The following is a 15,113-nucleotide window of genomic DNA, read 5'->3' as shown; positions in this document are numbered from 1 at the left end:
CCTCGTGGGGGGTCCGCGCGCGCCCCCCCCCCCGCCGGCCCCCCGCGGGGGGGCCGGCCCCCGGGCTCCGGGTGGGGCTGGACCGGCCCCCCCGGGGGGGGGGCGGGGCGCCCCCCGGGGCCGGCGGCCGGTCCTCGGTCGGCTCAGTGGTTGCGCGGGAAGCCCAGGTCCACGCCGGTGGGGGCGTCGGCCGGGTCGGGCCAGCGGGTGGTGACGACCTTGCCGCGGGTGTAGAAGTGCACGCCGTCGTTGCCGTAGATGTGGTGGTCGCCGAAGAGCGAGTCCTTCCAGCCACCGAAGGAGTGGTAGCCGACCGGCACGGGGATCGGCACGTTGACGCCGACCATGCCGGCCTCGACCTCCAGCTGGAAGCGGCGGGCGGCGCCGCCGTCGCGGGTGAAGATCGCGGTGCCGTTGCCGAACGGCGAGGCGTTGATGAGGGCCAGGCCCTCCTCGTACGTCTCGGCGCGCAGCACGCAGAGGACCGGGCCGAAGATCTCGTCCTGGTAGGCCTTGGCGGTGGTCGGCACGTGGTCCAGGAGGGAGAGGCCGATCCAGTGGCCGTCCTCGTGGCCCTCGACCGTGTAGCCGGTGCCGTCGAGGACGACCCGGCAGCCCTCGGCCTCGGCGCCGTGCACGTAGGAGGCGACCTTGTCGCGGTGGACGGCCGTGATGAGCGGGCCCATCTCGGAGGTCGGGTCGTTGCCGGGGCCGATCTTGATCTTCTCGGCGCGCTCGCGGATCTTCTCGACGAGCTCGTCGCCGATGGAGCCGACGGCGACGACCGCGGAGATCGCCATGCAGCGCTCGCCGGCGGAGCCGTACGCGGCGGAGACGGCGGCGTCGGCGGCGGCGTCGAGGTCGGCGTCCGGGAGGACCAGCATGTGGTTCTTGGCGCCGCCGAGCGCCTGGACGCGCTTGCCGTGGGTGGAGGCGGTGGTGTGGATGTGGCGGGCGATCGGGGTGGAGCCGACGAAGGAGATCGCGGCCACGTCCGGGTGCTCCAGGAGGCGGTCGACGGCCACCTTGTCGCCGTGCAGGACGTTGAAGACGCCGTCCGGGAGGCCCGCCTCGGCGAGCAGCTCGGCGATCTTCAGGGAGGGGGACGGGTCCTTCTCGCTCGGCTTGAGGACGAAGGTGTTGCCGGTCGCGATGGCGATCGGGAACATCCACATCGGCACCATGGCCGGGAAGTTGAAGGGCGTGATGCCGGCGACGACGCCGACGGGCTGGCGGATGGACGCCACGTCGACCCGGTTGGAGACCTGGGTGGACAGCTCGCCCTTGAGCTGGGTGGTGATGCCGCAGGCCAGGTCGACGATCTCCAGGCCGCGGGCGACCTCGCCGAGGGCGTCGGAGTGGACCTTGCCGTGCTCGGCGACGATCAGCTCGGCGATGGCGTCGCGGTTGGCGTCGAGCAGCGCGCGGAACTTGAAGAGGATCGTGGTGCGCTGGGCCAGCGAGGAGGTGCCCCAGGTGGCGAAGGCGTCCTTCGCGGCGGCGACGGCCGCGTCGACCTCCTCCACCGAGGCGAGGGCGACCCGGGTGGTGACGGCGCCGGTGGCCGGGTCGGTCACCGGGCCCCAGTTGCCCGACGTGCCCTCGACGGTCTTGCCACCGATCCAGTGGTGGACGCTCTTCGTCATGACGTGTTACTCCTTCAGAGCCTTCAGAGATGGCGGCGTCGGGCGGTGACGTGCCGGTCGTACTCCTCGCGGGCCTTGACCGCCGACGGGCGGGTCGAGATCTCGGCCACGGGCACATCCCACCACGCCTGGGCCGGAGGCGGGCCCGACACACTGTCTGCCGTTTCGGTCTCGATGTAGACACATGTGGGATCCGTGGCGGCCCGGGCGTCCGCGAGGGCTTCCCGCAGGTCACGGATGGTGCGGGGGCGTAGCACCCGCAGCCCGAGGGAGGCCGCGTTGGCTCCGAGGTCGACGGGGAGCGGGGGGCCGGTGAAGCCTCCGTCGTCGGCCCGCCGGCGGTAGTCGGTGCCGTACCGCTCGGCGCCGACCGCCTCGGAGAGCCCGCCGATGGAGGCGTACCCGTGGTTCTGGAGGACGACGAGCTTCAGCGGCAGCCGCTCCTGCACGGCGGTGACGATCTCGGTGGGATTCATCAGGTACGTACCGTCCCCGACGAGCGCCCAGACGGGCCGTCCGGGGGCGGCGAGCAGGACGCCGATCGCGGCGGGGATCTCGTAGCCCATGCAGGAGTAGCCGTACTCGACGTGGTACTGGTCGCGCGAGCGGGTGCGCCACAGCTTGTGGAGGTCGCCGGGGAGCGAGCCGGCGGCGTTGATCAGGATGTCGGTGGTGTCGACCAGGGTGTCGAGTACGCCGAGGACCTGGGTCTGGGTGGGGCGGGCGGTCTCGTCGGGGGTGGCGTAGGCGGCGGCGACCCGGGCCTCCCAGCGGAGCTTCTCCTCGGCGTACTCGTGGACGTAGTGGGCGGGGACGTGGTGCGGGTCGAGGAGGGCGTGGAGCTGCTCCAGGCCCTCGCGGGCGTCCGCGACGACGGGGAGCGCCGACAGCTTGTGGGAGTCGAAGGCGGCGACGTTGATGTTGACGAACCGGACGGCGGGGTGGCCGAAGAGGGTTCCGGACGCGGTGGTGAAGTCGGTCCAGCGGGTGCCGACGCCGATGACCAGGTCGGCCGTGCGGGCCAGGTGGTTGGCGACGGCGGTACCGGTGTGGCCGACGGCCCCGACGTCCTGGGGGTGGCCGTGGGGCAGGGCGCCCTTGCCCGCCTGGGTGGCGGCGACCGGGATGCCGGTGAGCGAGGCGAGGGTGGCGAGCGCCTCCTCGGCCCGGCTGTGCCTGACGCCGCCGCCGGCGACGATCAGCGGCCGGGCGGCCCGGCCGACGGCGGCGACGGCCGCGTCGAGTTCGTCCTCGTCCGGGGAGGACCGCCGGATCCGCCAGGTCCGCTCGGCGAGGAACTCCTCGGGCCAGTCGTACGCCTCCGCCTGGACGTCCTGCGGGAGGGCGAGGGTGACGGCGCCGGTGGCGGCCGGGTCGGTGAGGACCCGCATCGCTTCGAGCGCGGCCGGGATCAGCGCCTCGGGGCGGACGATCCGGTCGAAGTAGCGGGAGACGGGCCGCAGGCAGTCGTTGACGGAGACGTCGCCGGCGTGCGGGAGCTGGAGCTGCTGGAGGACGGGGTCGGCGGGGCGGGTCGCGAAGGTGTCGCCGGGGAGCAGCAGCACCGGGAGGTGGTTGACGGTGGCGAGGGCGGCGCCGGTGACGAGGTTGGTGGCGCCGGGGCCGATGGAGGTGGTGACGGCGTGGGCGGAGAGCCGGCCGGTCTGCCGGGCGTGGCCGACGGCGGCGTGGACCATGGCCTGCTCGTTGCGTCCCTGGTGGAAGGGCATGGCGTCGGCGTGCTCGACGAGCGCCTGTCCGATCCCGGCGACGTTTCCGTGGCCGAAGATGCCCCAGGTGGCGGCGATGAGCCGGTGCCGCTCGCCGTCCCGCTCCGCGTACTGCGCGGCGAGGAAGCGGACCAGCGCCTGGGCGACGGTCAGGCGGACGCTGCCGGTCAGGCGGACGCTCACGTGTATCCCTCCGTGTGGTCGGGGTGGAAGCTGATCCGCCACTCCCGTTCGGTTCCGGGTCCCGCCATGACGTTGAGGTAGTAGAGGTCGTGGCCGGGCTGGGCGATCGAGGGGCCGTGCCAGCCGTCGGGGACGAGGACGGCGTCGCCGTTCCTGACCTCGGCGAGGAGGTCGGCGCCGCCGGGCCGGGAGGGCGAGATCCGCTGGTAGGCGTAGCCGCGCGGGTCCTCGATCTCGTAGTAGTAGATCTCCTCCAGGACGGACTCGGCCCCGGGGCGGTGCTCGTCGTGCTTGTGCGGCGGGTAGGAGGACCAGTGGCCGCCGGGGGTGACGACCTCGACGGCGATCAGCCGGTCGCAGGGGAAGGCGTCGGCCGCGGCGAAGTTGCGCACCCGGCGGGCGCGGTCGCCGGTGCCCCGGTCCTCGACGGGAACCTCCGGCGCGGGGCCGTAGCGGGCGGGGAGTCGTCGCTCGCAGTTCGCTCCTGCCAAAGCGAAGCGGCCTCCCGCGCCGGAGGAGATCCGGGCGTGGGCGTCGCGCGGTACGTAGACGAAGTCGGTCACGGAGGCGAACACGCTCTCGCGGCCCCCGAGTTCGAAAATCTCCCCGTCGACGCGCACGGTACAGGTCCCGGCGAGGGGAAGCACCACCCATTCGGCATCCGCGCTGTCGAAGGTGTGTTCCGCCCCGGGCGGCAGGTCGAGGACCCGGAGCGCGGAACGGCTCCATCCGGCGGTCCCCGGGTCGATGTCGAGGGCGTACGGCCCCCGGGCCGCGGCCCCCGCGGGGAGGTGGAGGCGGTGCGGGCGGGGCGCGGGGTCCGGGCCGGGTGCGGGGTGCGGGCGGGGCGCGGGGTCCGGGCCGGGTGCGGGGGCGGGGGACGGGCTTTCGGGGGTGGTCATGTGCGGGATTCCTCGGTGGGGAGGAGGCGGGAGCGGTGGTCGTACGGGGTGGTCAGCGGTGGGTGTCCTCCGCCGGTAGGGTGCCCGAGCCGACGGCGATCGCGCGGTCGATCTCGGCGGCGTCCGGCATGGCGGGGGCACAGGCGAGGCGGCCGGCGACGAGGGAGCCGGCGGCGGCGGCGCGGCGCAGGGTCTCCTCCAGCGGGAGGCCGTCGAGGAGGCCGTCGACGAGGGCTCCGCCGAAGGCGTCCCCGGCGCCGAGGCCGTTGACGACCTCGACCGGCAGCGGCGGCACGGCGGCGCGGCGCCCGTCGGCGGCGAGCGCGAGGACGCCCTCGGGGCCGCGTTTGACGACGGCGAGCGGGACGGCGGCGGAGTCGCCGTCCCGGCCGGGGGCGAGGAGGCCGAGGAGGGCACGGGCGGCGGCCTCCGGGTCGCGCTCCCCGGTGGCGACCTCGCACTCCTCGGCGTTGCCGACGGCGACGGTGGCGTGCCGCAGGGCCTCGGTGTAGTGGGGGCGGGCGGTGGCCGGATCGGGCCAGAAGGCGGGGCGCCAGTCGAGGTCGAGGACGGTGTGGGCGCGGCCGGAGCGGGCCCGCAGGGCGGTGAGGGTGGCGGCGCGGCTGGGTTCCTCGCTGAGGCCGGTGCCGGTGGTCCACAGGACGCGCGCGGCGCGGACCGCGTCGAGGTCCAGCTCGTGCGGGTGGATCTCCAGGTCGGGGGCCTTGGGGCGGCGGTAGAAGGTGAGCGGGAAGTCGTCGGGCGGGAAGAGGGCGCAGAAGGTGACGGGGGTGGGGTGTTCGGGGACCTCGGTGACCCAGCGGGCGTCCACCCCGAACTCCTTCAGCTCCCGCCGGAGGTAGGCGCCGAAGGCGTCGGCGCCGGTGCGGCTGACGAGGGCGGTGCGGCGGCCGAGGCGGGTGGCGGCGACGGCCACGTTGGCCGGGGAGCCGCCGAGGAAGCGCCGGAAGGTCTCGACCCGGTCGAGTCCGACCCCGCTCTGGAGCGGGTACAGGTCGACGCCGAGCCGCCCCATGGTGATCAGGTCGTACGGCTCCGACTCCACCCGTGCCACCTCTCGACTCCGGCGTCCGTTCCAGGTCTAACCGTCCGGCCGGAGGCGTGTCAACGACATGTCCGGACATTCGGACGTCCTCTGGCAGGTCCTGCGGCTGTCTTGACGCTGGTCCGGGGCGCGGTCAAGGTGGCTGGCATGACGAAGCCGTCGCCGTCGCCGTCGCCCTCCCGCATCCGGATCGGATCCGCCCCGGACTCCTGGGGGGTGTGGTTCCCCGACGATCCCCGTCAGGTGCCGTGGCAGCGGTTCCTCGACGAGGTGGCGGGGGCCGGCTACGAGTGGATCGAGCTGGGTCCGTACGGCTATCTGCCCACCGATCCGGCGCTGCTCGCCGAGGAGACCTCGCGGCGCGGGCTGCGGGTCTCGGCCGGCACGGTCTTCACCGGGCTGCACCACGGGCCCGCCGTGTGGGAGCGGACCTGGGCGCACGTCGCGGAGAACGCGGCCCTGGCGCAGGCCGTGGGCGCCCGGCACCTGGTGGTGATCCCCTCCTTCTGGCGGGACGACAAGAGCGGCGAGGTCCTGGAGGACCGGGTGCTGACGCCGGAGCAGTGGCGGCAGCTGACCACGCTGACCGAGCGCCTCGGCCGGGAGGTGCGGGAGCGGTACGGGCTGCGGATCGTGGTCCATCCGCACGCCGATACCCATCTGGACGACGAGGAGAGCGTGACCCGCTTCCTCGACGCCACCGATCCGGAGGCGGTGGCGCTCTGTCTGGACACCGGGCACTACGCGTACGCGGGCGGGGACAGCGTCAAGCTGATCGAGACCTACGGGGAGCGCATCGGCTACCTCCATCTGAAGCAGGTGGATCCGGCGGTGCTCGCCGTGGTGCGGGCCGAGGAGCTGCCGTTCGGCCCGGCGGTGGCGCGGGGCGTGATGTGCGAGCCGCCGGCCGGGGTGCCGGCCCTGGAGCCGGTCCTGGCGGCCGCGGCGGCGCTGGACGCCGAGCTCTTCGCGATCGTGGAGCAGGACATGTACCCGTGCGAGCCGGACGCCCCCTACCCGATCGCCCTGCGCACCCGCGGCTACCTCCGCTCCTGCGGGGTGTGACCGCGGGGTCCGGCGCACGGGGGCGCGCCGCGGTGGCCGTGCGTCACTTCCGTCACGGGGTTCGCGCGCCCGTCACACGTGTCTCCGTTACGCGGGGTTCCTGTCACAGGCGTGCGACAGCCGCTTCCCGGCCGTCCGGAAGGGCCGTTCACCGGGCACAGGACCGGTGATCACCGATGCCACCGCCCGCAGCGCCCCCGAACGGCACCCCCCGCCACCGCTGCGCGGCACGGGGCGTGAGGGAGGTACAGGCATGACGGACAGAAGCCTCTGGTCGTACAAGGACATCGCCACGCACATCCGGGTCCAGCCCGACACGATCCGTTCCTACCGGAAGCACGGGCTGCTGCCCCCGCCCGACCACGTCGAGTCCGGCAAGCCCTTCTGGTACGCGGACACCGTGCGGGCCTGGGTCGCGAGCCGTCCCGGCAACCGGGGGCGCCGCGACTGATCCCGTCCGTCCGGCCGTGCGGCGCCGTCCTCCGGTGGAGTCCCGGGGGCCGGCGCCGCGCCGTGTCTCAGCCCCGGGCGCCGACGGGCTCCCGTATCCCCTCCGGGTCGCCGGCCGCGGCGCCGGGCTCGGGCTCCGTGCCGGACTCGCTGATGCCGAAGCGGTCGTGGAGGCGGCGCAGCGGCTTCGGCGCCCACCAGGTGAGGCGGCCGGTCAGCTTCATGACCGAGGGGACGAGGAGGCTGCGGACCACCATGGCGTCCATGACGACGGCGAGGGCGACGCCGAGGCCGAGCATCTTGGTGTTGGTGACCCGTGAGGTGCCGATGGCGACCATGACGACGGCGAGGATGACGGCGGCGGCCGTGATGAGTCCGCCGGTGCGGGCGAGACCGAAGCGGACGGCGCCCTCGTGGTCGCCGGTGGTGTCGTACTCCTCCTTGATGCGGGAGAGCAGGAAGACGCCGTAGTCCATGGAGAGGCCGAAGGCGACGCAGAACATGAGGACCGGCAGGGTGGTCTCGATGTCGCCGGTGGCGGTGAAGCCGAGCAGGTCGGAGAGGTGCCCGTCCTGGAAGACCCAGACGACGGCGCCGAACATCGCGGTGAGGCTGAGGGCGTTGAGGACGACGGCCTGGACGGGGACGACGACGCTGCCGGTGAGCAGGAAGACGAGCAGCAGGGTGACGAGGACGATGATGCCGGCGGCCCAGGGCAGCCGCTCGCCGATGGCGTCCTTGGAGTCGACGAGCACGGCGGCCTGTCCGGTGACCGAGGTGTCGAAGGGGGCTTCCGCGGCGCGCAGTTCGCCGACCGCGCGCTGCGCCCCGGCGCCGACGGCGGGGCCTTCGGGGACGACGCTGTAGTAGGCGTGGGCGTCCGCGCCGGTGCCGGAGACGACGGGGCCGTCGACGCGGACGACGCCTTCGAGGCCGGCGATCCGCTCGCGGTAGGCGCCGTACTCGGCGGGGGTCGCGGGGCCCTCGGCGAGGACGGTGAGGCCTCCTCCGGGGTCGCCGGGGAAGCCCGCGCGCAGCTCTTCCTGGACGATCCGGGAGGTGGCGGTGGTGGGCAGCTGCCGGTCGTCGGCGGTGCCGAACTTCACGCCGAGGAAGGGCAGTCCGAGCAGGACGAGGCCGGCGGTGGTGAGGACGGCGAAGACGGGGGCCCGGCGCATCACCAGGCCGGCCGCCCGGGACCAGCCGGTGCCCGCCCCGGCGTCCTCCGCGGGGGCGCGGCGGCGGCGGAGCAGCCGGCGCAGGTCGAGGGCGTCGACCCGGTGGCCGAGGAGCACCAGGGCGGCCGGGAGCAGGGTGAGGGCGGCGGCCGCGGCGAGCAGGACGACGGCGATGCCCGCGTAGGCGAAGGAGCGCAGGAAGTACTGCGGGAAGACGAGCATCGCGGCGAGCGAGACGGCGACGGTGAGGGCGGAGAAGAGCACGGTCCGCCCGGCGGTGCGCAGGGTGGTGCGGACGGCGGCCGACGGGTCGGCGCCGGCGGCGAGCTCCTCCCGGTAGCGGCGGACGACGAAGAGCGCGTAGTCGATGGCGAGGCCGAGGCCGAGCGCGGTGGTGAGGTTCTGCGCGAAGACGGAGACGTCGGTGAACTCGGTGATGCCGCGCAGCACGGCGTTGGTGCCGAGGATGGCGACGATGCCGATGCCGAGCGGCAGCAGGGCGGCGACGGCGCTGCCGAAGACCATGACGAGCAGGACCAGGGTGAGGGGCAGGGCGATCAGCTCGGCCCGCAGCAGGTCCTCCTGGATGATCGTCTGCATCTCGTGGCGGACGGCGAGCCCGCCGCCGAGGGTGACCTCGACGGGCCCGTGGGTGCCCCGGTACTCCGGGGCGATCCGGTCGAGGACCTCGCCGGCCGCCTTCTCCTCGCCGGCGATCCGGGCGGCGACCACGGCCTTGGTGCCGTCCTCGGAGCGGAGGGCGGGCGAGCCGGTGGTCCAGTAGGAGCCGACGCCCTCGACGCCGGGCTCGGCGGCGAGCCGCTCGGTGAGCCGACGGGCCTCGGCGGCCGCGGCGGGGGCGTCGACCCCCGCCTTCCCGGCGTCGACGAGGAGCAGCAGGTTGGGCTGGGAGCCGGGGAACTCGCGCTCCAGCGCCCCGGTGGCGTAGGTGGATTCGGCGGCCGGGTCCTCCCAGCCGCCGCTGCCCATCCGGTCAGCGACGCCGCCGCCGGCGAGGACCGCGAGGGCGGTGAGGACGAGGGCGACGAGCAGGGTGAGCCGGGGCCGCGCGGTCACGAACCGCGTCCACCCGCCGCCCGGGGCCGGGCTTCCACCCCGCGCGGAAGGCGCTTTCTTGACTTCGGGCATGACGCGGTGTCCCCTTCACCGTGGTCCTCGTGCTCGCTTCCCGGCAGGTCACGAGGGCCGTCCATTGCCATAGACTGGCAAACACGAGTGATCGCTCGCGTAATCCAAGAATGCGAGCGACCTCTCGTGTTTGTCAACGCGTATCGAGGAGGACTGGGGACAGCCATGTCCGAGGACCCGAAGCCGCGCCGCCGACAGGCCCGCGGCGAACGCCGCATCTCCCAGCTGCTCCAGGCCGCCGCCGACGTGTTCTGCGCCAACGGCTACACGGCCACCAGCACCAACGCCATCGCCCGCGAGGCCAAGGTCTCGCCGGGCACGCTCTACCAGTACTTCCCGAACAAGGAAGCGATCGCCATCGAGCTCGGCGGCCGCCTCATCCAGCAGATGCGCGACGCCCACGGCCAGGTCTTCACCCCGGCCAACATGGCCCTGCCGCTGCCGGAGATGATCGACGCGATCCTCGATCCGATGATCGAGTTCAACTGCGCCAACCCCGCCTTCCTCGCCCTCATGCACGGCTCCGAGGTGCCCGGCCGGATCGCCGAGGAGCACGACGAGCTGCACGCCTCGCTGCTCGCCCAGGTCCGCGAGACGATCCGGCAGCGGGCCGTCCCCCCGCTCTCCGCCGACGAGCTGGACCGGATCGCCGACATGGCCTTCGCCGTCTTCAAGGGCGGGCTCGCGCTGATCGTCGCCGCCCCCGACGACACCGTCCGGGCGGCGGCCGTCGGCGAGCTGAAGAAGGTGATGCTCCGCTACCTCGACCCGGTCGTCGGCGGGGCTCCGGCCGCCGGGGTCACCACGCCTCCGACGACCCGCTGACCGCCTCCTCCCCCGCCTCCCCGCCCGCCTCCCGGTCCCGGCCCGCCCGCACCTTCAGCGCGAGCAGCGGGAAGACCAGGACGGAGGCCATCCCGGCGCCCACCAGCGCCGCCGCCTCGCCCGCGGAGAGCGCCTCGTCGTCCAGGCCGATGGTGGTGATGGCGACGACGAGTGGCAGCGCGGTGGAGCCGTACAGCACCAGCGCGCTCCGGTCCTTCCGGTCGAGGTCGCGGGGGGCGAGGAACCACATCGGGCCGCCGCGCACCACCAGGAAGAGCACCAGGAAGACCGGCAGGAGCAGCAGGGCCCGGCCGCCGGAGAGCAGCGAGTCCAGGTCGAACTCGATGCCGGTGACGACGAAGAAGACCGGCACGAGGAAGCCGAAGCCGACCCCCTCGACCTTCTCCAGGATCTCCGGGCCGGCCTCGGGCGCGGCCCCGGTGAGCACGAGCCGGGTGATGAGCCCGGCGGCGAAGGCGCCGAGGAGGACGTCGAGGCCGAGCGCCGTCGACGCCCCCAGCATCAGCGCGAGCAGCAGGAAGACGAAGCGGACGGCGAACTGTCCGCTGGTGTGCAGGGTCTTGGCGATGACGGTGGCGAACCACGGCGGGCGGGGCCGCAGCGCCCAGTAGACGGCGGCCGCGGTGAGCGCCGCGAAGACCGCGAGCAGCACGGTCGACTGGGCGGCGCTCCGCCCGCTGAGCAGCAGCGCCATGGCGATGATCGGCCCGAACTCGCCGACCGCGCCGAAGGCCATGACGACCGAGCCGAAGCGGCCGCGCAGCCCGCCGGAGTCCCGCAGCACGGGCAGGACGGTGCCGAGGGCTGTGCTGGTGAGGGCGACGCCGATGAAGACGCCGGTGGAGTAGCCGCCCCCGAGCAGGATGCCCGCGGTGAGGCCGAGGGCGAGGGCGGCGAGCCACGCCCACACCGAGCGCCTGAGGGTGTCGCCGCGGACCTTGCCGAACTCGATCTCGTACCCCGCCAGGAAGATCAGCATGGCGAGGCCGAGTTCCGACAGACCGTCGATCAGCTCGTCGGAGTGGGCCCAGCCGAGGAGGTCGGGGCCGATGACGATGCCGAGGAGGATCTCGAAGACGGCGAGCGGCACGGGGACACGGCGCCCCACCCCGTACGCCAGCAGCGGCGCCAGGACGGCGATCACCATGATCAGGACGAGCGTGCTCCCCGAATGCGACATATCGGGTATCTACCATAAGCTCCGGTCAGATGCCCCGTCGGCGGAGGGACTTGGAGGCCCGCGGATGTACGAGTACCGGCCCACGACCCAGCCCCCTCCCCCACCCCCGGCTCCCCCCGGGCCCGCCGGACCGCGCCCCGGCCTCTGGAAGCGCTGCCTCTGGGGCGGCCTGGCCCTGTGGGCGCTGACGGCCGTGGTCACCTACGCCACCGCGAACACCACCCTGCTGCCCACCCTGATCCTGCTGGGCAGCTTCCTGGTCCCGGGCGTCTTCGTCCTGTGGGCGTACGAGCGGCATGGCCGCGACCTCGGACTCCCGGTGATCCTCGGCTGCTTCGTCACCGGCGGCGTCCTGGGCGTCCTCGGCGCCTCGGTCATGGAGTACTACCTGCTCCACCCCTCGCTGTGGATGTTCCTCGGGGTGGGGCTGATCGAGGAGGCGGTGAAGCTCGCCGCCCTGATGTTCGTCGTCCGCCACCGGCCGTACCTGCGCGGCCGACGGGCCGGCCTGATCCTCGGCGGGACGGTCGGCTTCGGCTTCGCCGCCTTCGAGAGCGCGGGGTACGCCTTCAACGCCGCCGTCACCATGGACGGCATCGACCTGCGCTCCCTGTTGGAGACGGAGATCCTCCGCGGACTGCTGGCCCCCTTCGGGCACGGCCTGTGGACGGCCATCGCCGGCGCGGTGCTCTTCTCCTTCCGCCGCCCCGACGGCCGCTTCCGCCTCGCCGGGCCGGTCGTCGGCACGTACCTGGGGGTGGCGGTCCTGCACGCGCTCTGGGACTCGATGCACGGGATCGCGCTCTGGCTGGTGCTCCAGCTGACCAGCACGAACCTGGACCGCTCGCTCTTCGCCCAGGGGTACCTCCCGGAGCCCACGTCCCGGCAGGAGCACCTCTTCACCCTCTTCTCGGTGGGCGGTCTGGTACTGGTGACACTGGTGGGACTGGCGTGGCTGAGATCGCTGGCGCGGGGCGAACCGGACGGGACCGTGCGGCTCGCGCCCGACCGGAGTGGCACACATACCCCCTAGGGGTATAGCATCGAGAACGTAGGACCCCGGAACCGAACGAGGAGGACCCCATGGCCGCCGAGACCCAGACCGAACTCACCACCGTGTACCAGGTCAAGGGCATGACCTGCGGCCACTGCGAGGGCGCCGTCTCCGGCGAGATCTCCGCGATCGCCGGCGTCTCCTCGGTCACCGCCGTCGCCAAGACCGGCGAGGTCACCGTGGTCTCCGACGCCCCGCTCGACCGCGAGGCCGTCGCCGCCGCCGTCGACGAGGCCGGCTACGAGCTGGTCTGAGCACGCGCCGCGGCTCCGTCCGGGCAGGGTCGTACCGTTACGGGTACGGCCCTGCTCCCCTTTGGAACCGCACATGCCCAGCACCACCGTCACCGAGCTGACCATCGGCGGGATGACCTGCGCCTCCTGCGCGGCCCGCGTCGAGAAGAAGCTCAACCGGATGGACGGCGTCACCGCGACCGTCAACTACGCCACCGAGAAGGCACACGTCGAGCACGCGCCCGAGATCGGCGTCGACGACCTCATCGCCACCGTGGTGAAGACCGGCTACACCGCCGAGGAACCCGCGCCGCCGGAGCCCGAGGCGGCGGCGGAGCCGGGCGCCGACCCGGAGCTCGCCGCCCTGAGGCGGCGGCTCGTCGTCTCCGCCGTCCTCGCCGCCCCGGTCGTCCTGCTCGCCATGGTCCCCGCCCTCCAGTTCGACTCCTGGCAGTGGCTCTCCCTCACCCTCGCCTCCCCCGTCGTCGTCTGGGGCGGCCTCCCCTTCCACCGGGCCGCCTGGACCAACCTCCGGCACGGCGCCGCCACCATGGACACCCTCGTCTCGGTCGGCACCCTCGCCGCCTACGGCTGGTCCCTGTGGGCCCTCTTCCTCGGCGACGCCGGCATGCCCGGGATGCGCCACGGCTTCGACCTCACCGCCGACCGCGCCGACGGCACCTCCGCGATCTACCTGGAGGTCGCCGCCGGCGTCGTCACCTTCATCCTCCTCGGCCGCTACCTGGAGGCGCGCGCCAAGCGCAAGGCCGGCGCGGCCCTGCGGGCCCTGATGGAGCTGGGCGCCAAGGACGTGGCCGTCCTCAGGGAGGGCGGGGAGGTGCGGGTGCCGGTGGACTCCCTGAGGACCGGCGAGCTCTTCGTCGTACGCCCCGGGGAGAAGATCGCCACCGACGGCACCGTCACCGAGGGCTCCTCCGCCGTCGACGCCTCCCTGCTCACCGGCGAGTCCCTGCCCGTCGACGTCACCGCCGGCTCCGCCGTCACCGGCGGCTGCGTCAACGCCTCCGGGCGGCTCGTCGTCCGGGCCGGCCGGGTCGGCGCCGACACCCGGCTCGCCCGGATGGCGAAGCTCGTCGAGGAGGCGCAGAGCGGCAAGGCCGAGGTGCAGCGGCTCGCCGACCGGATCTCCGCCGTCTTCGTCCCCGCCGTCCTGCTGATCGCGCTGGCCACCCTCGGCTTCTGGCTCGGCTCCGGAGCCGACGCGACCGCCGCCTTCACCGCCGCCGTCGCCGTCCTGATCATCGCCTGCCCCTGCGCCCTCGGCCTCGCCACCCCGACCGCGCTGCTCGTCGGCACCGGGCGGGGCGCCCAGCTCGGCATCCTCATCAAGGGCCCCGAGGTCCTGGAGTCCACCCGCCGGGTCGACACCGTCGTCCTCGACAAGACCGGCACCGTCACCACCGGCCGGATGACCCTCACCGGCGTCCACCCCGCCGCCGGGGTCGACGAGAAGGAGCTGCTGCGGCTCGCCGGGGCCCTGGAGCACTCCTCCGAGCACCCCGTCGCCCGGGCCGTCGCCGACGGCGCCGCCGAGCGGCTCGGCCTCACCACCGGCGGACTGCCCGTCCCCAAGGAGTTCGAGAACGTGCCCGGGCTCGGCGTCCGCGGCTCCGTCGACGGCCATCTGGTCCTCGCCGGGCGGGCCGCGCTGCTCGCCGCCGAGGACGTGGCGGTGCCGGACGGCGTGGCCGCCGGGGCCGTGCTCGTCGCCTGGGACGGGGTCCACCGCGGCTCCCTCACCGTCGCCGACGCCGTCAAGGACACCAGCGCCGAGGCCGTCGCCCGGCTCCGCGGCCTCGGGCTGCGGCCGGTGCTGCTCACCGGCGACCACCGGGCCGTCGCTGAGGCCGTGGCGGCCGAGGTCGGCATCGACGAGGTGATCGCCGAGGTGCTGCCCGAGGAGAAGGCCGGCGTGGTCCGCGGGCTCCAGGAGGAGGGCCGTACGGTCGCGATGGTCGGCGACGGCGTGAACGACGCGGCGGCGCTCGCCACGGCCGATCTGGGGCTCGCGATGGGCACCGGGACGGACTCGGCCATCGAGGCGAGCGACCTCACCCTCGTGCGGGGCGACCTGCGGGTCGCCGCCGACGCGATCCGGCTCTCCCGGCGGACCCTGGCGACGATCAGGGGAAATCTGGCGTGGGCCTTCGGCTACAACGTGGCCGCGCTGCCGCTCGCCGCGGCCGGACTGCTCAACCCGATGATCGCGGGCCTGACCATGGCCTTTTCGTCCGTCTTCGTCGTCTCCAACAGCCTGCGACTGCGGCGGTTCCGTTGATTTCACCTACACGTGACGCACAAGTCCTTCACAAAGAGACCTAGATCACAGATATTGGGGGGTAACCATCTGGGCTGTTCGCGAGTCTAAGTGGGCGATGCCAGAACGTCTTGGGGGACGTTCTTCGCCGGG

The 15,113-nt window shown here is 73.7% G+C and carries 12 protein-coding genes; 6 read left to right on the top strand and 6 right to left on the bottom strand.

What is annotated here, in order from left to right:
- Nucleotides 1-143 precede the first annotated feature (143 nt).
- The 4 genes from mmsA to iolC are packed head-to-tail and all read right to left on the bottom strand — an operon-like array spanning nt 144 to nt 5,497.
- Entirely contained in the window at nt 144-1,646 is a 1,503-nt protein-coding gene (gene mmsA / locus ACFQ8C_RS16805) for a CoA-acylating methylmalonate-semialdehyde dehydrogenase (RefSeq protein WP_383457587.1), read from the bottom strand.
- A gap of 23 nt (nt 1,647-1,669) precedes the next feature.
- Complete coding sequence (iolD, locus tag ACFQ8C_RS16800) at nt 1,670-3,559, bottom strand: 3D-(3,5/4)-trihydroxycyclohexane-1,2-dione acylhydrolase (decyclizing) (RefSeq protein ID WP_383457584.1); 1,890 nt, start codon at nt 3,557-3,559, stop codon at nt 1,670-1,672.
- Entirely contained in the window at nt 3,556-4,461 is a 906-nt protein-coding gene (gene iolB, locus ACFQ8C_RS16795; protein ID WP_383457581.1) for a 5-deoxy-glucuronate isomerase, read from the bottom strand. Before iolB ends, iolD begins: the two co-directional genes overlap by 4 nt.
- Nucleotides 4,462-4,513: 52 nt before the next feature.
- A complete protein-coding gene (gene iolC / locus ACFQ8C_RS16790) occupies nt 4,514-5,497 on the bottom strand; it encodes a 5-dehydro-2-deoxygluconokinase (RefSeq protein ID WP_383457599.1) in 984 nt (327 codons plus the stop codon).
- Between the two features lie 177 nt (nt 5,498-5,674).
- On the opposite strand from iolC, the gene ACFQ8C_RS16785 reads away from it, so the two are divergent.
- Both ACFQ8C_RS16785 and ACFQ8C_RS16780 read left to right on the top strand, forming a co-directional pair.
- Complete coding sequence (locus ACFQ8C_RS16785) at nt 5,675-6,592, top strand: sugar phosphate isomerase/epimerase family protein (protein WP_383457579.1); 918 nt, start codon at nt 5,675-5,677, stop codon at nt 6,590-6,592.
- A 253-nt stretch (nt 6,593-6,845) separates the two neighbouring features.
- Nucleotides 6,846-7,043 (top strand): helix-turn-helix transcriptional regulator, encoded by a 198-nt coding sequence (locus ACFQ8C_RS16780; RefSeq protein ID WP_383457576.1) that lies wholly within the window; start codon nt 6,846-6,848, stop codon nt 7,041-7,043.
- Between the two features lie 67 nt (nt 7,044-7,110).
- Here the strand turns inward: ACFQ8C_RS16780 and ACFQ8C_RS16775 are convergent, their stop codons facing one another.
- Nucleotides 7,111-9,369, bottom strand: a complete 2,259-nt coding sequence (locus tag ACFQ8C_RS16775) for an MMPL family transporter (RefSeq protein WP_383457574.1) — start codon at nt 9,367-9,369, stop codon at nt 7,111-7,113.
- A gap of 165 nt (nt 9,370-9,534) precedes the next feature.
- Between ACFQ8C_RS16775 and ACFQ8C_RS16770 the strand changes: the two genes are divergently transcribed.
- Nucleotides 9,535-10,194, top strand: a complete 660-nt coding sequence (locus tag ACFQ8C_RS16770; protein ID WP_383457570.1) for a TetR/AcrR family transcriptional regulator — start codon at nt 9,535-9,537, stop codon at nt 10,192-10,194.
- Here the strand turns inward: ACFQ8C_RS16770 and ACFQ8C_RS16765 are convergent.
- Entirely contained in the window at nt 10,169-11,395 is a 1,227-nt protein-coding gene (locus ACFQ8C_RS16765) for a cation:proton antiporter (protein WP_383457567.1), read from the bottom strand. The genes ACFQ8C_RS16770 and ACFQ8C_RS16765 overlap by 26 nt on opposite strands.
- 64 nt (nt 11,396-11,459) lie before the next feature.
- Here ACFQ8C_RS16765 and ACFQ8C_RS16760 point away from each other — a divergent pair, with 64 nt between their 5' ends.
- The 3 genes from ACFQ8C_RS16760 to ACFQ8C_RS16750 all read left to right on the top strand — a co-directional run bounded on the left by ACFQ8C_RS16760 (nt 11,460) and on the right by ACFQ8C_RS16750 (nt 14,981).
- Nucleotides 11,460-12,428 (top strand): PrsW family intramembrane metalloprotease, encoded by a 969-nt coding sequence (locus ACFQ8C_RS16760; RefSeq protein ID WP_383457565.1) that lies wholly within the window; start codon nt 11,460-11,462, stop codon nt 12,426-12,428.
- A 50-nt stretch (nt 12,429-12,478) separates the two neighbouring features.
- The gene (locus ACFQ8C_RS16755; RefSeq protein ID WP_383457562.1) at nt 12,479-12,703 is read left to right on the top strand and encodes a heavy-metal-associated domain-containing protein; all 225 of its coding nucleotides are present in this window, start codon (nt 12,479-12,481) and stop codon (nt 12,701-12,703) included.
- Nucleotides 12,704-12,776: 73 nt separating this feature from the next.
- Complete coding sequence (locus ACFQ8C_RS16750; protein ID WP_383457559.1) at nt 12,777-14,981, top strand: heavy metal translocating P-type ATPase; 2,205 nt, start codon at nt 12,777-12,779, stop codon at nt 14,979-14,981.
- The last annotated feature ends 132 nt before the right edge of the window (nt 14,982-15,113 follow it).

Source organism: Streptomyces sp. NPDC056503, assembly GCF_042794995.1.
In the GTDB taxonomy this organism is placed as follows: Bacteria; Actinomycetota; Actinomycetes; order Streptomycetales; family Streptomycetaceae; genus Streptomyces.
The sequence above is the reverse complement of the archived record's forward strand: the minus strand, read 5'-3'. Positions and strand labels throughout refer to the sequence as shown.

What these genes read in the sequence shown, in the direction of transcription:
- ACFQ8C_RS16785 (WP_383457579.1), top strand. Translation starts at nt 5,675, where the DNA reads ATGACGAAGCCGTCGCCGTCGCCGTCGCCCTCCCGCATCCGGATCGGA.
- ACFQ8C_RS16770 (WP_383457570.1), top strand. Translation starts at nt 9,535, where the DNA reads ATGTCCGAGGACCCGAAGCCGCGCCGCCGACAGGCCCGCGGCGAACGC.
- ACFQ8C_RS16755 (WP_383457562.1), top strand. Translation starts at nt 12,479, where the DNA reads ATGGCCGCCGAGACCCAGACCGAACTCACCACCGTGTACCAGGTCAAG.
- ACFQ8C_RS16765 (WP_383457567.1), bottom strand. Translation starts at nt 11,395, where the DNA reads ATGTCGCATTCGGGGAGCACGCTCGTCCTGATCATGGTGATCGCCGTC.
- mmsA (WP_383457587.1), bottom strand. Translation starts at nt 1,646, where the DNA reads ATGACGAAGAGCGTCCACCACTGGATCGGTGGCAAGACCGTCGAGGGC.
- ACFQ8C_RS16775 (WP_383457574.1), bottom strand. Translation starts at nt 9,369, where the DNA reads ATGCCCGAAGTCAAGAAAGCGCCTTCCGCGCGGGGTGGAAGCCCGGCC.
- iolB (WP_383457581.1), bottom strand. Translation starts at nt 4,461, where the DNA reads ATGACCACCCCCGAAAGCCCGTCCCCCGCCCCCGCACCCGGCCCGGAC.
- iolC (WP_383457599.1), bottom strand. Translation starts at nt 5,497, where the DNA reads ATGGGGCGGCTCGGCGTCGACCTGTACCCGCTCCAGAGCGGGGTCGGA.
- ACFQ8C_RS16750 (WP_383457559.1), top strand. Translation starts at nt 12,777, where the DNA reads ATGCCCAGCACCACCGTCACCGAGCTGACCATCGGCGGGATGACCTGC.
- ACFQ8C_RS16780 (WP_383457576.1), top strand. Translation starts at nt 6,846, where the DNA reads ATGACGGACAGAAGCCTCTGGTCGTACAAGGACATCGCCACGCACATC.
- ACFQ8C_RS16760 (WP_383457565.1), top strand. Translation starts at nt 11,460, where the DNA reads ATGTACGAGTACCGGCCCACGACCCAGCCCCCTCCCCCACCCCCGGCT.